At 44.9% G+C, this 16,324-nt stretch carries 15 protein-coding genes; 10 read left to right on the top strand and 5 right to left on the bottom strand.

The window, feature by feature from the left end:
• Positions 1–140 precede the first annotated feature (140 nt).
• The 3 genes from recQ (at position 141) to ITG10_RS07315 (ending at position 3,297) form a co-directional block, all read left to right on the top strand.
• A complete protein-coding gene (recQ, locus tag ITG10_RS07325; RefSeq protein WP_017631680.1) occupies positions 141–1,979 on the top strand; it encodes an ATP-dependent DNA helicase RecQ in 1,839 nt (612 codons plus the stop codon).
• A gap of 65 nt (positions 1,980–2,044) precedes the next feature.
• Positions 2,045–2,356 (top strand): DUF3630 family protein, encoded by a 312-nt coding sequence (locus tag ITG10_RS07320; RefSeq protein ID WP_017631681.1) that lies wholly within the window; start codon positions 2,045–2,047, stop codon positions 2,354–2,356.
• A 269-nt stretch (positions 2,357–2,625) separates the two neighbouring features.
• Positions 2,626–3,297, top strand: a complete 672-nt coding sequence (locus ITG10_RS07315) for a 7-cyano-7-deazaguanine/7-aminomethyl-7-deazaguanine transporter (RefSeq protein WP_017631682.1) — start codon at positions 2,626–2,628, stop codon at positions 3,295–3,297.
• 108 nt (positions 3,298–3,405) lie between these two features.
• Here ITG10_RS07315 and ITG10_RS07310 read toward each other — a convergent pair whose 3' ends face one another.
• A complete protein-coding gene (locus ITG10_RS07310; RefSeq protein ID WP_017631683.1) occupies positions 3,406–4,011 on the bottom strand; it encodes a mechanosensitive ion channel family protein in 606 nt (201 codons plus the stop codon).
• Positions 4,012–4,490: 479 nt separating this feature from the next.
• Between ITG10_RS07310 and ITG10_RS07305 the strand changes: the two genes are divergently transcribed.
• A complete protein-coding gene (locus ITG10_RS07305; RefSeq protein ID WP_248386759.1) occupies positions 4,491–5,270 on the top strand; it encodes a TerC family protein in 780 nt (259 codons plus the stop codon).
• Positions 5,271–5,308: 38 nt separating this feature from the next.
• Here the strand turns inward: ITG10_RS07305 and ITG10_RS07300 are convergent, their stop codons facing one another.
• From ITG10_RS07300 to rhlB, 4 genes are all read right to left on the bottom strand, one after another.
• A complete protein-coding gene (locus tag ITG10_RS07300; protein WP_017631295.1) occupies positions 5,309–5,503 on the bottom strand; it encodes a hypothetical protein in 195 nt (64 codons plus the stop codon).
• Between the two features lie 6 nt (positions 5,504–5,509).
• Positions 5,510–6,787, bottom strand: a complete 1,278-nt coding sequence (locus ITG10_RS07295) for a winged helix-turn-helix domain-containing protein (protein ID WP_017631296.1) — start codon at positions 6,785–6,787, stop codon at positions 5,510–5,512.
• A gap of 247 nt (positions 6,788–7,034) precedes the next feature.
• Positions 7,035–8,528: a guanosine-5'-triphosphate,3'-diphosphate diphosphatase gene (gene gppA, locus ITG10_RS07290; protein ID WP_248386758.1), complete on the bottom strand. Its 1,494-nt coding sequence runs from the start codon at positions 8,526–8,528 to the stop codon at positions 7,035–7,037.
• A gap of 6 nt (positions 8,529–8,534) precedes the next feature.
• On the bottom strand, positions 8,535–9,845 hold the full coding sequence (gene rhlB, locus ITG10_RS07285; protein WP_017631297.1) for an ATP-dependent RNA helicase RhlB: 1,311 nt from the start codon (positions 9,843–9,845) through the stop codon (positions 8,535–8,537).
• Between the two features lie 111 nt (positions 9,846–9,956).
• Between rhlB and trxA the strand changes: the two genes are divergently transcribed.
• From trxA to fre, 6 genes are all read left to right on the top strand, one after another.
• Positions 9,957–10,283 carry a thioredoxin TrxA gene (gene trxA, locus ITG10_RS07280; RefSeq protein WP_010440700.1) on the top strand — a complete coding sequence of 109 codons (327 nt, stop codon included), beginning with the start codon at positions 9,957–9,959 and terminating at the stop codon, positions 10,281–10,283.
• Between the two features lie 200 nt (positions 10,284–10,483).
• Positions 10,484–11,743: a transcription termination factor Rho gene (gene rho, locus ITG10_RS07275; protein WP_017631298.1), complete on the top strand. Its 1,260-nt coding sequence runs from the start codon at positions 10,484–10,486 to the stop codon at positions 11,741–11,743.
• Positions 11,744–11,853: 110 nt separating this feature from the next.
• A complete protein-coding gene (locus tag ITG10_RS07270) occupies positions 11,854–12,849 on the top strand; it encodes a hypothetical protein (RefSeq protein ID WP_017631299.1) in 996 nt (331 codons plus the stop codon).
• 98 nt (positions 12,850–12,947) lie between these two features.
• Entirely contained in the window at positions 12,948–14,789 is a 1,842-nt protein-coding gene (gene ubiD / locus ITG10_RS07265) for a 4-hydroxy-3-polyprenylbenzoate decarboxylase (protein ID WP_017631300.1), read from the top strand.
• Positions 14,786–15,055, top strand: coding sequence for a 2Fe-2S iron-sulfur cluster-binding protein (locus ITG10_RS07260; RefSeq protein WP_060468860.1), 270 nt, complete (start codon positions 14,786–14,788; stop codon positions 15,053–15,055). The genes ubiD and ITG10_RS07260 overlap by 4 nt, the downstream gene beginning before the upstream one ends.
• A 20-nt stretch (positions 15,056–15,075) precedes the next feature.
• A complete protein-coding gene (gene fre, locus ITG10_RS07255; protein ID WP_017631301.1) occupies positions 15,076–15,789 on the top strand; it encodes an NAD(P)H-flavin reductase in 714 nt (237 codons plus the stop codon).
• The last annotated feature ends 535 nt before the right edge of the window (positions 15,790–16,324 follow it).

Below are 16,324 nucleotides of genomic sequence, written 5' to 3'. Positions count from 1 at the left end.
ATAAGAGAGTTGGCCAGTATAGGAGCGTTAACCCTTTTCACCTAACAATTTGCGGTTTAATTCGCCAGCGTTCCCCTCTACAATGTGCGCCTTGCTTGCGAATGATGCTGGCTGATTTTATACCTCGATTAGGAACCACAATGACCGCCACTCTGATTGCTGAGCAAATACCGACTCCCGCGAATGATGCGCAAAACATCTTACAAGATGTCTTTGGTTATCAAAGTTTTCGCGATGGTCAGCAAGAGGTCATCGATCTTGCCGTTGAAGGCAGAGACAGCTTGGTGATAATGCCAACCGGTGGTGGTAAGTCACTGTGTTACCAGATTCCTGCTTTGGTTCGTGAAGGGCTCACTCTGGTTATCTCACCGCTGATCTCGCTGATGAAAGACCAGGTCGATCAATTGAAGGCGAACGGTGTTGCGGCTGAGTGTATCAACTCTTCAATGCCACGTGACCAGCTGATGAGTGTGTTTAATCGCATGAATTCAGGCCAGTTGAAGATGGTTTATGTGTCGCCAGAGCGTGTGTTGATGCGCGATTTTATCGAACGTCTTCAAGGTTTACCGCTTTCGATGATTGCGGTGGATGAAGCGCACTGTATCTCTCAATGGGGACATGACTTCCGTCCGGAATACGCATCATTAGGTCAACTTAAACAATATTTCCCGCATGTGCCTTATATGGCGCTGACGGCAACCGCCGACGATGCAACGCGCAAAGACATTATCTCGCGTCTGCAGCTGGTGGATCCGCATACCTACTTGGGTAGCTTTGACCGTCCTAACATTCGCTACAATCTGGTTGAGAAGCATAAGCCCGTGTCACAGGTGGTTCGCTACTTAGAAACACAGAAGGGCAATTGCGGCATCATCTATTGTGGTAGCCGTAAGAAAGTAGAGATGGTGACCGAGAAGCTTTGCAACAACGGTATTCGTGCTGCGGGTTATCACGCAGGCATGGACACTGATGAGCGCGCTTACGTTCAAGAAGCCTTCCAACGTGATGATATCCAAATTGTTGTCGCCACCGTGGCGTTTGGTATGGGTATCAACAAACCCAACGTTCGCTTTGTTGTGCACTTTGATATTCCACGCAATATCGAGTCTTACTATCAAGAGACTGGCCGTGCTGGTCGTGATGGCTTGCCTGCTGAAGCCATGATGTTGTTTGACCCTGCTGATATGGGTTGGCTACGTCGTATGCTGGATGAGAAAGAAGAAGGCCCGCAAAAACAGGTCGAGATGCACAAGCTAAACGCGATGAGTGCCTTTGCCGAGGCGCAAACCTGTCGTCGTCAGGTGCTGCTCAACTACTTTGGCGAATATCGTGAGAAACAATGTGGTAACTGCGATATCTGTTTGGACCCACCAAAACACTTTGATGCGACCCAAGAGGCTCAGAAGGCGTTGTCTTGTGTGTATCGTGTGAATCAGTCGTTTGGTATGGGCTATGTGGTTGAAGTGATGCGTGGCATGCAGAACATCCGAGTGCGCGATAATGGTCACGATAAGCTGTCTACTTACGGCATTGGCCGCGATCATAGCCATGATTACTGGATCAGTATCTTCCGTCAGCTGATTCACAAAGGTTTACTGTTCCAGAACATCACTCGTAATTCGACATTACAGCTAACAGAGGAAGCGCGTCCGCTACTGCGTGGTGAGATGTCTTTGGAATTGGCTGTGCCTCGTTTGGATACGGCGGTGCGTAATGCTAAGTCCGATAAACTCAGCAGCAAGAACTACGATAAGAAGCTGTTTGCCAAACTGCGTAAGCTGCGTAAGTCGATTGCAGATGAAGATGGTTTGCCACCTTATGTGGTATTCAGTGACGCGACTCTGATTGATATGGCTGAAGTGCTGCCTACCTCATACGGTGAAATGTTGGCAGTAAACGGTGTTGGTCAGCGTAAACTCGATAAGTACGCGGACCCATTCTTAGATTTGATTCAAGAACACATCACGACACACGGCTAGTTTGCAGAATTGTTTAGCTTCTAAAAACGGTTAGATCATAGAAAAAGAATAAGGTTGATAGGGACATGACAACACAAACAGAATTTGGCTTAAGAGAGTATTTGGCTGAGGAAGGGCGTTTATTGATTACGTCTCCAAGTTTTGATTTTGATTCTTATGAAGTATTAGGTGAAAAGCTGGTGGCATTGTTGTCCGCTTCTGTGGTTGAAAAGCAATGGGACGCTGACATGCACTCTTGGTTGATCGATTTTGAAGATTGTAAGATGTTTTTAAAGTCTGAACATTACAGCGAATTAATCTGGTTTGAGTCGTTAAACGCGGAAGAGAGTCGAGAAGAGTTTGATTATCTCGCAGCGCTTTTTAAGCGCGGTTTTTAACTTTTAGCACCGCTTCTTAACGTAGCTTTTAAACCTGCTTTCAAAAGATGGTTTCTAACGCCATTCACCGATAAAAGTGAGAATAAACGTTTGCGTTTGTTCTCACCATTGCAGCCAATATTGATTAATGTATAATCGCCCGCCGCTCAATAGAGCAAATTATAGAAACATTTTTAATTCACATTATTGGTAAGAGCTTTCTTAGTTTATTCGAAGAAATGACTCGATTTGGGTTCCCTCACCCCCAAACCAAACTAAAAAGGTACAGCATGAGTAACTTTACCCCTGCGCAACAGCGCAAAGCCCTAGCACTATTAGTTTTGTTCCATTTGGTCATTATTGCGTCAAGCAACTATCTGGTTCAGCTACCTTTTACCGTTTTCGGTATGCACACCACTTGGGGTGCTTTCACTTTCCCGTTTATCTTCCTAGCGACTGATCTGACTGTACGCATTTTTGGTGCGCAGCTTGCTCGTAAAATCATTTTCTTAGTGATGCTACCTGCACTGGCCGTTTCTTACTTTTTGTCAGTAGTGTTCTTCGAAGGTTCATTCCAAGGCTTTAGCCAATTAGGTGAGTTCAACCTGTTTGTTGCACGTATCGCAGCGGCAAGCTTCATGGCTTACTTGCTCGGTCAGATCTTGGATGTGCACGTTTTCAACCGTTTACGTCAGCTTAAACAGTGGTGGGTTGCCCCTACGTGTTCAACGTTATTCGGTAATGCCATTGATACCATCGCTTTCTTTGCGATTGCTTTCTACCAAAGCCCAGATCCATTCATGGCTGAACACTGGACTGAGATTGCTTTAGTCGACTACGGCTTCAAACTTATCATTAGCTTAGGTTTGTTCGTTCCTATGTACGGCGTGCTTCTGAACTACATTGTTAAGAAGCTGACTGCGGTAAACCCAGACTTTAAAGCGACAGGCGTTAACGCTTAGTTGCTATCGAAATGCGCGGTTATTCCCTTACTGTTAGGGATAACCGCGTTTCAATGCTCTTTCATCTTCTGCTTTCTCGCTTACACTCCACGCCTTCTCGCTTGTATTTCACACCTTAGCTTCAATCACACTCTCTATATCCATACCTTTGTCTTTTATTGTTCTTTTGGGCGTCGATGCTGCATATTTCAAATTCTTACCGGTCACCTTAGTTACACTTTTCTGTAGCAGGAGGGAGTTTGGGTAAGTAATGATGTTTCCTTCTGGGTGTCGAATAAGGGTATGAAACATCTTTATGTCTAATATCTTGCCTTCAATGCCGTCTCCGTCCGCGACGATGATTGAATCCCCAATGCGGTAGGGAAATACAAAGAAGATAAGAAAGCTGGCAGTGATGTTGCTTAAAATTGACCACTGAGCAATAAAACCTACGCCTATGACGGTGAATACCGAAGAGATAAAAATCGAAAAGTTACCGTAACCGATGCCACTGACAATCAAATACGTCGCGAACAGGAAACCGAAGTAAATGATACTAAAGCAGCGGTTGATAAAAGCGGTACGTGTAGCGTCGACGGTTTTCTTTTGGGCGAGGGTGATGATGGCTTTCTCTGTCGAGCGTTTAAGTAGCCAGTAGATAAAGATGAACAGCATAGCGAGCAGCAAATCGTACTCTTTAAGCGTCATAAAAATGGTTTCGATATAGCTTGGCATAGTGACCTCTGAATTGTTGAGGCTGCATTATTATGGCGTGCTACTTTCAATACATCATTAAACCATTATCGTTTTATTCTCCTGCCTATTTCTCCAGTCTCTGATAGCTAAAGCAGTGTTTTATCAGTCAGTTAATGATTTTAAGTAGCTGATATAAATAACTTTACATTCTTGTTATATCGTCTTTATCTATAGGTAACGCTTTGATGATGAAGCTATTTGACCAGTTCGTAGAATGGCCGGCCATTCACTACTGAGTTAGATTTCTGATGATACTGATTACTTTAAAATTGGCTGTGTTCTGCTTTATGAAGCTAAGAAAACAGGGCTATTTAGACAGCATTTTAGGTGCGCGCAATAACGTGGAGCCGTCATAACCATGATGACTTTATTTATTGTCCAATTAATGATGCTTTGGCTAATGGTTGAACCTTTAGCTTCTTTGGCTTGGTTGAAAATAACCCGAAGAAGAGGCTGTTATGTACGTTGATTATCTCGCGTCATTTAGCATGCTCTTGCTGCTCGAAGTTATTCTCGGTGTCGACAACATTATCTTTATCTCCATCTTGGTCGAGAAACTGCCTGTCAGGCTCAGAAGTCGCATTCGTAATCTTGGTATTGGATTAGCGGTGTTAACTCGTATTGGCTTGGTGTTTTCTGTCACTTGGCTCATGTCGCTCACTGAACCTTTTGTCACGGTGTTTGATCGAGGGTTATCGGGCAAGGACTTAATCTTGATTGTTGGGGGTGCCTTCCTTTTAGTTAAGAGCTTTAAGGAGTTGTTGGGCTGGTTGCTAGCGAAAGAGAAGAAAGAGAAAAGCGCGCTTGAGAATAGTGTCACCATGATCGTGCTGCAGATTATCGCGATTGATGCGGTGTTCTCGTTTGATTCAGTGATCACTGCAGTTGCACTGGTACACAATGTCGAAATCATTATCGCTGCTATCGTTATTTCTGCAATCATCATGTTGGCCGTGGCAGAGAAGATTCAGATAACCATTACCGCTTACCCAGGCTTGAAGTTGCTGGCGCTGTTATTCCTGATTTTGCTCGGGGGATTATTGGTTATAGAAGGGTATGGGTTACATGTGGACAAAAGCTATTTGTACGTTGCTTTGGCGTTTGGACTGACACTCGAAATCTGCCATATCCTGTTAGATAGGCAGCTAACGAAAGACAAACAGTCTTCTGAACATGAACAAGCACCAGACAGCCAACTGAAGAACAGCAACGCACTATCTGGTGATGTGTTCCAATGATGAACGTTGCTATGTCGTGAGGTTAGCCTTGTAGGTCATCACTCTAGTTCTTTGAGTAGAGGTTCGAGATTACTGTCGAAGAAGAGAGGTGAGGCGAGTTGTATCGCTTTAAGCGAAGAGTTGCCTTGCGTCGCTTTGATGTAGAGCTCTTTCGCAGCACTGGCATTACCACGAGACTCTTCAGCCTTCGCGAGCAACAAATAGGTCAGTATTGATTGGTTTTGTGGTGGCATTGACAATTAGATCTTCATCGCTTTTTCTGGGTCATCCTCAGAAAGGGCGATGATGGCGTTGGCATCGTAGGCGCGTGCCAACTTCCCTTCAGCTAATAAGCGCTCTAGCCTTGGCTTCGCATCTTGGTTCAGTTTGGCAATCGCCTGCTTTTTACTGCCTGATGAGGCGTAAAAGGTATTCATTATCTTGCCGATGTAGTTCGCCACGAACACAAAGTCATTGCTCGGATCTAATTCCTGCGCTTTTTCAAAGTAGTCCATCACCATTGGCAGTTCTGCACGGTTATACAAAACACCTAAACCGCTGAGAGTGTACTTGAGCGCTTCGTCTTCTGTAGGCAGTTGGCTAATACTCTCTGTGAGCTCTTCTTTGGGTACTTTGATGTACAGAGAATCTAAGATGTCATCGACCATGCGATACAGCGTGTGATGAAGTTCTGGTAGCTCTGTTGGGTAACGACGATTGAGGTGCGATCGATCAGAGATGTTGTTGTGATAACGCATTGTGAGTCGCGTGTGTTTGCCGTCTCGACTTGGACTGGTACCAAAGGTGAGTTTGATAGCGGCAATTTTCTGTAATGGCTCGCTCTGTACGATACGAATGCCACTGTAAGCACTCACGTATTCAATAAACTTGGTGACGATGCCGTAGAGAACCGGATCGGCTCTGACATCATCACTGATATCGAGCACCACATAGCGAAACTCATAATGTCTGAGCTGTGTTGTCGGTGCTGCTTCTTTGTTGTTAGTATTGCTGGTGGCTGAGTAGAGGATATAACCAGACTCTAAAACGACAATCGCGCTAAGCAATAAGCCAATCATGAGGTTTCTTTTGCTAGGCTTGGTGTTTTTCGTTTGTTCTTCGGGAGTAGTTGCTGCCACTGATGGTGAAGGCGGCGTGGTGTTTTCTATCGCTACAGGTTCTGGCTCTGTCGTTTGTTCGGTTTCGATCTTGCTTTGGATAACATCTGCTTCGAACTTATAACCACGCTTAGGTACTGTGATGATATAGCTACTGTGGTGTTCAGAGTTCTGCTTGAGGACTTTACGCAGTTCAAAGACGGCTTGGGTTACCACTTGGTCTGTGAGGATCATACCGCTCCACACGTGGTCGATGAGCTCGTCACGAGTGTGGGTCTGCCCAGGGTTAAGGCACAGGAATTCTAAGAGCTTGGTTAAGCGCTTATCAATGGTTACTGTTTTGTTGGCAAAGAGAATCTGTCCTTCATTGGGTATGAACAGCCACTCATCCACACTAAAACACGAATTTTTCTCCAACATCCCTTTCTCCTGCATCCAAACAGAGCCCTTGTAATTTTGATCTACAATATTAACTCTATTACATAATGTAATGAATTTGTTGTAATTATCTAGTGGATTATCAGATGTGTGTGATGGGGTGAGGGTTTGATGCGAAAGATGCAACGGATTGTGGTTTTCGATAGACCTAAAAAAGCTCTCAATGCAGAGAGCTTTTTGGTATTACTTTGCCGGTTTTAACTTAATAGCGAGTGGCTTTATCTATGTGCTATTGCTCGGCAATAACAAGAGGCCAGCCGATGTCGGTTTGTCTGTTCGACTCGATCTCTAGCTCTGCAGCGGTCAGCGGGTTGTTTGCTAGCCATTGCTTAGAAAGCGTTAAGGTCAGGTTGTTACCATCAGTTGTCAGCTTAAACTCAGGTTCTAGTGCTGGGTTACGGCGGTGAGTCAGCAAAATAGCCAAACGCAGAATACGTAAAATACGCTTACTGCTGGTGCCTGTGATAGCATGTTGCTCTGGCAATGAGGTTAATTGCTCACGGTAACGACGTGTTAATTCACCCAAGTAGTATTTCTGTGCTCGGGTAAAACCTGGCAAATCTAAATTCTGCAGTAGATAAGCGCTGTGTTCGCCGCCTTTTTTGAAATCGATGGTTAAACCAATTTCGTGAAGTTTGGCTGCGGTTTGCAATAGAACGCTTGCTTGAGGCTCTGACACCCAAGCTTCTCCGCCGGCTTGATCTAGCAGAGTCTGTGCTACTACAGCAACTTGTTCACCGTAGCTTACGTCCATCTGGTAGCGAGATTGCACGCTCTTGATGGTACGTGCACGGATATCGTCTTGGCGTAGCTCATCAACCATCTCGTAGGCTAGGCCTTCACGGAGTGCGCCGCCTGCGAGTGTCATTGAATCGATTTCAAGCAGCTCAAAAATCGCAATAAGAATAGAAAGACCACTTGGGAACACTAATGCGCGTTCAAGGGTTAGCCCTTCTATTTCTAGCTCTTCCAAGCGCTCAGTGATCATCGCTTGTTTTTGTAGGCGCTTAAGTTTGGCATGAGTAATTACCTCATCCATGCCTTGCGCTAACATAATTTCTTGCAGTGCCTGAACGGTACCACTGGCGCCAACACATACATCCCATCCGATATCGGTATAGCTATCTAGAATCGGAGCCAACGTCGACTTCGCCGCTTCAATGGCGTTGTTAAAGTTGGTTGCGGTTAACTGGCGATCTTTAAAGTGGCGTTCAAGCCAAGTCACACAGCCCATTTTTAAGCTGGTTAGTGCTTTCGCTGAGAAGCCTTCACCGATGATCATCTCGGTACTTGCGCCACCAATATCCACTACCAGTCGGCGGCCACTACCACCTGAAGTGTGTGCCACGCCTTTATAGATAGTCGCAGCTTCTTCTTCACCAGAGATAACATTGATGTCGTAACCAAGGATCTGGTTCGCTTTCTCTAGAAAGATATCCACATTGATAGCAGTACGTAGGGTCGCTGTACCTACAATGCGGATATTTTCTTTCGGAATATCTTGCAGTCGCTCTGCAAAGAGACTCAAACAGTCCCAACCGCGCTGCATGGCTTCAGTACTAAGCGCATTATTTTCATCTAAGCCTGCAGCTAAACGCACTTTGCGCTTAATTTTAGCCATGGTTTGTACGCTGCCATCGATATGACGCACAACGAGCATATGAAAACTGTTCGACCCGAGGTCGATTGCAGCGTAAAGCGGTGGTGACACTGTTTGACTCATAAGCGACTAAGCTTCCTTGTTATGACGCGGTTGGCGTGGGCGACGGTTCTGGTTTGGTTTACGGTTACCGTTACGTGGGCCATTGTTGTTTGAACGACGCTGTTGCGGGTTACGTGTGCGTAAGCGCAATGGTGCTGGTAGATCTTCTAGTAGTGCAGAAGAGTCGTAGTCAGACACAGGGATAGCGTGCTCAATGTATTCTTCGATAGGCGGCAAGTTGATTGCGTAATCTTCACAAGCAAAGCTGATCGAGTGACCACTTGCGCCAGCACGACCTGTACGGCCGATACGGTGAACGTAATCTTCACAATCGTCTGGTAGGTCGAAGTTGAATACGTGTGTTACTTGAGGAATGTGTAGGCCACGTGCTGCAACGTCGGTTGCTACAAGTAGGTCAACATCACCTTTAGTGAATTGCTCAAGAATCTTTTCACGTTTCTTCTGAGGAACATCGCCAGTTAGCAGGCCAACACGGTGACCATCTGCTGCTAGGTGACCCCAAACAGACTCACACTTGTGCTTAGTGTTAGCGAAGATGATAGCGCGCTCTGGCCATTCTTCTTCAACTAGTGTCTGCAGTAGTGCCATTTTGTGTTCGTTTGAAGGGTAGAACAGCTCTTCTTTGATGCGGTGACCTGTTTTACGCTCTGGCTCAACAACAACATGCTCTGGGTTATGCATGTGCTCGAACGCTAGCTCTTGTACGCGGTAAGAAAGCGTCGCAGAGAACAGCATGTTCAGGCGATCTTTTGGCTCAGGCATACGGCGGAACAAGAAGCGGATGTCTTTGATGAAACCAAGATCGAACATGCGATCAGCTTCGTCAAGAACAACAGCTTGAATGTGGTTAAGGTTAAATACCTTCTGCTTGTAGAAGTCGATGATACGGCCTGTAGTACCAATTAAGATATCTGCGCCTTCTTCGATTTTACCTAGCTGCTTGTCGTAGCTTTCGCCACCGTAAGCTAATGCTGCTTTGATACCAGTGCTTGCAACTAGAGAATCAGCATCGTTGTAGATCTGAATCGCGAGTTCACGCGTTGGTGCCATAATAATCGCACGTGGCTGGTTAGGCTTACGCCCTTCATGCTCAGGTGTTTTTAGCAGGTGGTTGAAAGTAGCAGTAAGAAACGCAAGCGTTTTACCAGTACCCGTTTGGGCCTGGCCTGCAATGTCTTGGCCGGTGAGCAGTACCGGGAGCGCCAAGGCTTGGATCGGGGTACAATAATCGAACCCTTTTTTCTCCAATCCTTCAATGACTTGCGGAAGTAAATCCAAGTCGGCGAACTTTTGCTCTGTGATATGCGTCTTTTTCATTGCTATAGAATATCAGCTTAAGCTTGCAATACGAAAGTAAATACATTCCAATAGGGCATCTATTTACTGGTTATCATCCAACCAGTTCTAAAAAATACATTGGAGTGGAAGATGAGTGATAAGATTTTGCAGCTAACTGATGACGGTTTTGATAACGATGTAATCAATGCTGCAGGCCCGGTTCTTGTTGATTTTTGGGCTGAATGGTGTGGCCCTTGTAAGATGATTGCTCCGATTCTTGATGAAATCGCAGACGAGTACGAAGGCAAGCTCACTATCGGTAAACTTAATATCGACCAAAATGCTGGAACACCACCAAAGTTTGGTATTCGCGGCATTCCAACGCTTCTTCTTTTCAAAGATGGCGGCGTAGCAGCGACTAAAGTTGGTGCATTATCTAAAACTCAACTCAAAGAGTTCTTAGACGCTAACCTTTAATCAGGTCAGCATTTGAAAAGAAACCGTGCAGTTAACAAATGCGCGGTTTTGTTTTTTCTAAGCTATGGACTAGTCTTAGTTTTAGTGCTAATTTATCGCACGTTAATTGAACGAATTTCTCTTCTTGGTCGATCCTGTGACCAACTCCTTCTTAACTTAAGAAAACAGATCCTATTTTGACTAAACAAACTTCCACCACTATGAATCTTACTGAACTGAAGAACAGACCTGTGTCTGAGCTTGTTAAACTTAGCGAAAGCTTAGGTCTTGAGAATCAAGCTCGCCTAAGAAAACAAGACATTATCTTCTCCATCCTTAAAGCACATGCAAAAAGTGGTGAAGACATCTTTGGTGATGGTGTTCTAGAAATTCTTCAAGACGGTTTTGGTTTCCTACGTAGCGCCGACAGTTCATACCTGGCTGGCCCTGATGATATCTACGTATCTCCAAGCCAAATTCGTCGTTTTAACTTACGTACTGGTGATTCAATTGGCGGTAAAATTCGCCCACCTAAAGACGGTGAACGTTACTTTGCACTGCTAAAAGTAAACACTGTTAACTACGATAAGCCAGACAACGCTCGTAACAAGATTCTTTTCGAAAACCTTACTCCTCTTCACGCCAACGAACGTATGGTGATGGAACGTGGTAACGGTGCGACTGAAGATATTACGGCTCGTATTCTTGACCTTGCGTCTCCAATTGGTAAAGGTCAGCGTGGTCTGATTGTTGCTCCGCCAAAAGCGGGTAAAACAATGCTTCTACAGAACATCGCTCAGAGCATCGCTCACAATCACCCTGAATGTGAACTGATGGTTCTTCTGATCGATGAGCGTCCAGAAGAAGTAACAGAAATGCAGCGCCTAGTTAAAGGTGAAGTAGTTGCTTCAACATTCGATGAGCCAGCATCTCGCCACGTACAAGTAGCAGAAATGGTTATCGAGAAAGCGAAACGCCTTGTTGAACACAAGAAAGATGTCGTTATCCTTCTGGATTCTATTACTCGTCTAGCTCGTGCTTACAACACTGTGATTCCTTCATCAGGTAAAGTTCTTACTGGTGGTGTAGACGCTAACGCACTTCACCGTCCTAAGCGTTTCTTCGGTGCAGCACGTAACGTAGAAGAAGGCGGTAGCTTAACGATCATCGCAACAGCACTGGTTGATACTGGCTCTAAGATGGATGAAGTTATCTACGAAGAATTCAAAGGTACAGGTAACATGGAACTGCACCTTAACCGTAAGATTGCTGAAAAACGCGTATTCCCTGCGATTGATTTCAACCGCTCTGGTACTCGTCGTGAAGAGCTTCTTACGAAGAACGATGAACTACAGAAGATGTGGATCCTGCGTAAGATTGTTCACCCAATGGGCGAAATCGATGCGATGGAATTTCTTATCGACAAGCTAGCAATGACGAAAACGAACGATGAGTTCTTTGACGCAATGCGTCGTCAGTAATATTGATTAGCTGATAGTTATTAAAAAGCGCTGCCTTCGGGTGGCGCTTTTTATTTGCATTTTGTAGCGACAGCTTGCAGAATGACCAAAAGTGTTACAAGGAAGTTAAAATGCAACATGGACTGTTGTCATCATTACTCCTGTCTACTTCACTGTTATTTTCACCGGTCGGTATTAGTTATGCCACCGAGATGTCTCCAACTACAGTAGAGTCTTGGCTTGAGAATGATCAAGTAAAACTGAAAACTGCTGAATTGCTCGAGTTTGTCGTGCGTGACGAAGTGAATTCGCTACGCTTTGCACTTGAGCGTCTGACATTTCCCCAACAAGAGGTGGCTCGTTACCAACTCTTGAAGAAGCTCGAACAGCAAAAAATCGTACTCACGCCCAAGATGTCTATCTTCATTGAGCAGCAACTTGCTATCACGCCAACTTATCAAGTACTAGAGCGTGGCGATGGTTATGAGTTTACGGTTCCTGCTTTTAATTACCCTTCGATTGCCAACCGACTCATTAAGCAGTGGCGCCAAGACCAAAAGACATTGGTATTTGTTCTTGATGCAGAGAAACAAGATCTCAACCTGAAAGAGTGGTTATCTGGCTCTGAACACCAAGTCCAAACTCGAGAAGCGCTGTTAATCCGAGAGCTAGACAGCTTGTCGCCTGAGGCGGTTGATTACCTAACCAAACAACTGACCACGTCGTCGATTGTAAGTTGGCTACCGTCTTCCGAGGTGGTGGTTCGATTAGCGCAGGTGAGTGAAGACCCTGAAGTCTATAAGATCTTATGGCGTATGAAGGCGGATTATCACAGTCAAGCTGAGTTGGTTCGTCTTGCTGAAACCAAGCAAGCATTCGCGCTTGAGCAGGTCATGGCTGCAACTAAGAATCCGCGTTTGAAAGATGAAGCTATTACCTTACTCACCAAAGTGAATCCATTATCGGAAGAGGTGAAGCAGTTCTTGGTCTCTAGAATGGCGATTGCCGATGAGGCCTCTTTGGTTGCCCGTGAATTAGCAAAACAAGGTCATACACAATGGTTACAAGATCTCGTCAATGACAACCCTCAGGTGAAGAGTTCTTTGATTGAGCAAGCATTACCGTAAAGTGGATTTTGGCTCTCAATAACCACATTAAAAAGGGGGATCTCAGTGTCACCCTTTTTGATATACTGAGCGCAGAATAATCAGCATGTAGAAGTCCTATGAGTTTTAAAGATTTACGTGATTTTATCGACCATCTTGAAAGTGTTGGTCAGTTGAAACGCATCTCTCACCCAGTCGACCCAGACTATGAAATGACCGAGATTAGCGACCGTACTCTACGTGCTGGTGGCCCGGCTCTATTGTTTGAAAACCCAGTAGGCTATGACATGCCTGTTTTGACCAACCTATTTGGTACACCTAATCGTGTTGCCATTGGTATGGGGCGTCAGGATGTAAAAGAGCTACGTGAAGTGGGTAAGCTGCTTGCTTATCTAAAAGAGCCTGAGCCACCAAAAGGTTTTAAAGACGCTATCGATAAGCTGCCAGTGTTTAAGCAAGTCTTAAACATGCCAGCTAAACGCCTTCGTAAAGCGGCTTGCCAACAAGTGGTATGGCAAGGTGATGACGTCGACCTAGATAAAATTCCGGTGATGAGCTGTTGGGCCGACGATGTCGCACCATTGCTAACATGGGGTTTAACGGTTACTCGTGGTCCAAACAAAAAACGCCAAAACTTAGGCATCTATCGTCAGCAAAAGATCGGTAAGAACAAAATCATCATGCGTTGGTTAGCCCACCGCGGTGGAGCGCTTGATCTACGTGACTGGATGGAAACCAATCCTGGCAAACCATTCCCAGTATCTGTTGCGTTTGGCGCAGACCCTGCCACCATTCTTGGCGCGGTGACACCAGTACCTGATACTTTATCGGAATACGCGTTTGCAGGTTTGCTGCGTGGTAGTAAAACTGAGGTCGTTAAATCAATCAGTAATGACTTAGAAGTACCAGCAAGTGCGGAAATCGTAATGGAAGGCTACATCGACCCGAATGAGTTCGCGGACGAAGGCCCATACGGAGACCACACGGGTTACTACAACGAGAAAGAAAAGCACCACGTATTTACGATTACTCATGTAACCATGCGCGAGAATCCTATCTATCACAGCACATACACTGGCCGCCCGCCAGATGAGCCTGCTGTATTGGGTGTTGCGTTAAATGAAGTGTTTGTTCCTATCCTTCAAAAGCAGTTCCCAGAGATAGAAGACTTCTACCTGCCACCTGAGGGCTGTTCGTACCGAATGGCGGTAGTGACAATGAAGAAGCAATACCCAGGTCACGCTAAGCGTGTGATGATGGGTGTATGGTCTTTCTTGCGTCAATTCATGTACACCAAATTTGTATTGGTGTGTGATGAGGATGTGAACGCACGTGATTGGCCTCAAGTAACGGCTGCGATGTGTGAACACATGGATCCGTCTCGTGATAGCTTGATGATTGAGAACACGCCTATCGACTCGTTAGATTTTGCATCACCAGTGGTTGGACTGGGCTCTAAGATGGGTTTAGACATCACCAAGAAGTGGGATGCGGAGTTAGCACTATCGCCAGACGTTGAATCTGCGCCTGTAAGTAGTGAACATATCGAAGGTAGCCTGGCTGAGTTAACTAAGGCTCACCCTGAAATTATTGATATTCATCTACAGAACGACAACGCCAGCATGGTTGTGGTGTCTATTGATAAGCAAGCTGCAGGTAATGGTAAGAAAATCATGGAGGCGGTTTGGTCTCAATTTGATGAGAACAAGTTTGTTATCGTGTGTGATAGTGATGTCAACGTGAGTGACTGGAATGACATCATTTGGGCGGTGACCACCAGAATGGATCCGGCAAGAGATACATTGTTCCTACAGAACGAAGCTGGACACTCTAAAATGGGACTAGATGCGACTAATAAATGGGAAGGCGAATGTCTTCGCGAGTGGGGCGTTCCTATCACAAAAGATCCTGATGTCGTTAAAAAGATTGATAGCATCTGGGAACAACTAGGAATTTCATGAGCTACCAAGTAGTCTTATATCCAGAAAACATCAGTTTCACAGTAGAAAAAGGGCAAACGGTCTTGGATGCTGCGCTCAACAGCGATATCTATTTCCCAAACCGTTGCCAAGTTGGCGCATGCGCGATGTGTATGTGCAAAAAATTAGAAGGGCAAGTGAGTTACCATCTTGAACCCATGCTCACAGAGAAAGAGCAGGAACAGGGCTGGATTTTCGCTTGCCAAGCATTTGCAGAAAGTAATTTAGTTCTAACCTTTGCCGATTAAGGGTTAGTAAGAGGAAGAACATGACTATTAAATGTAAAGTGAAGTCTATCGAGCCTTTGGCTTGTAACACTTACCAAATCCTACTTCACCCAGAAACACCCGTCGCTTTTAAAGCGGGTCAGTACCTGATGGTTGAAATGGGCGAGAAAGATAAACGTCCATTTTCTATTGCAAGCAGCCCATGCCGCCATGAAGGTGAGCTTGAGTTACACATTGGTGCCGCTGAGCACAATGCTTACGCATTAGAAGTTGTTGAGGCGATGAAGAAAGCACAAGCTGAAGATGGCGATATTGCTATTGATGCACCACACGGTGATGCTTGGGTTAAAGAAGAAAGCGAACGCCCTCTATTATTGATTGCTGGTGGTACTGGTTTTAGCTACGTGCGTTCAATCCTAGATCACTGTATCGCGCAAAACAGCAAAAAAGAGATTCACTTATACTGGGGCGCAAAAGACGAGTGCCAGCTATATGCAAAAGAAGAGCTAGTAGGTATCGCAGAAAAACACAGCAATGTGCACTTTGTACCAGTAGTAGAAGAAGCACCTGAAGTATGGCATGGCCAAACTGGTAATGTACTTGAAGCAATTACGCAAAGTTTCGAATCACTGGCTGATTTCGATATCTATATTGCAGGTCGTTTTGAAATGGCAGGTGCTGCAAGAGACCTATTTACTCAGAATAAAGAAGCAAAGCGTGACCATATGTACGCTGATGCTTACGCCTTTATCTAATAATACTCTTAGATTTTGAGTAAAAAGAGAGCAGAAATGCTCTCTTTTTTACGTTTAGGTGAACTATTAGGCAGTTAACCTCTATTTATTCATTTTTTATGAAAAAGTAGTTGCTAACATGAGAGGGTTCCCTATAATGCGACCCCACTGAGACGGCAGACGCCACAAGGCTTCAGCATGAATCAGTAAGACGGAAAGCGACAAAAAATTAATTTTCAAAAAGTGTTTGACACTGAATGTTAATTCGCTAGAATGGCCGTCCACTTCGAGAGGCTCCTTACTTAAAAGGAACGCTCAAGAAGTAAAGCTCTTTAACAATTTAAACCTATCAATCTGTGTGGGCACTCGTTGATGAATATCAAAGCGTTTTATCGTTAGATAAAACAGATTCTTCGGAATCGAAATTGATTTCAATGAACTGAGTGACCAATACAAATAACCTCGGTTATTTGGCACAGTCAATTCATTATCATTCTGTTGGAATGGTAATAGCTTTAGAATTACATGTTTACTTCGGTAAATATTAGTTTTGAAG

The sequence above is a fragment of the Vibrio sp. ED004 genome (assembly GCF_023206395.1).
GTDB lineage: Bacteria > Pseudomonadota > Gammaproteobacteria > Enterobacterales > Vibrionaceae > Vibrio.
Note: the sequence above shows the minus strand (reverse complement) of the source record. Positions and strands in the feature narration are given on the sequence as shown.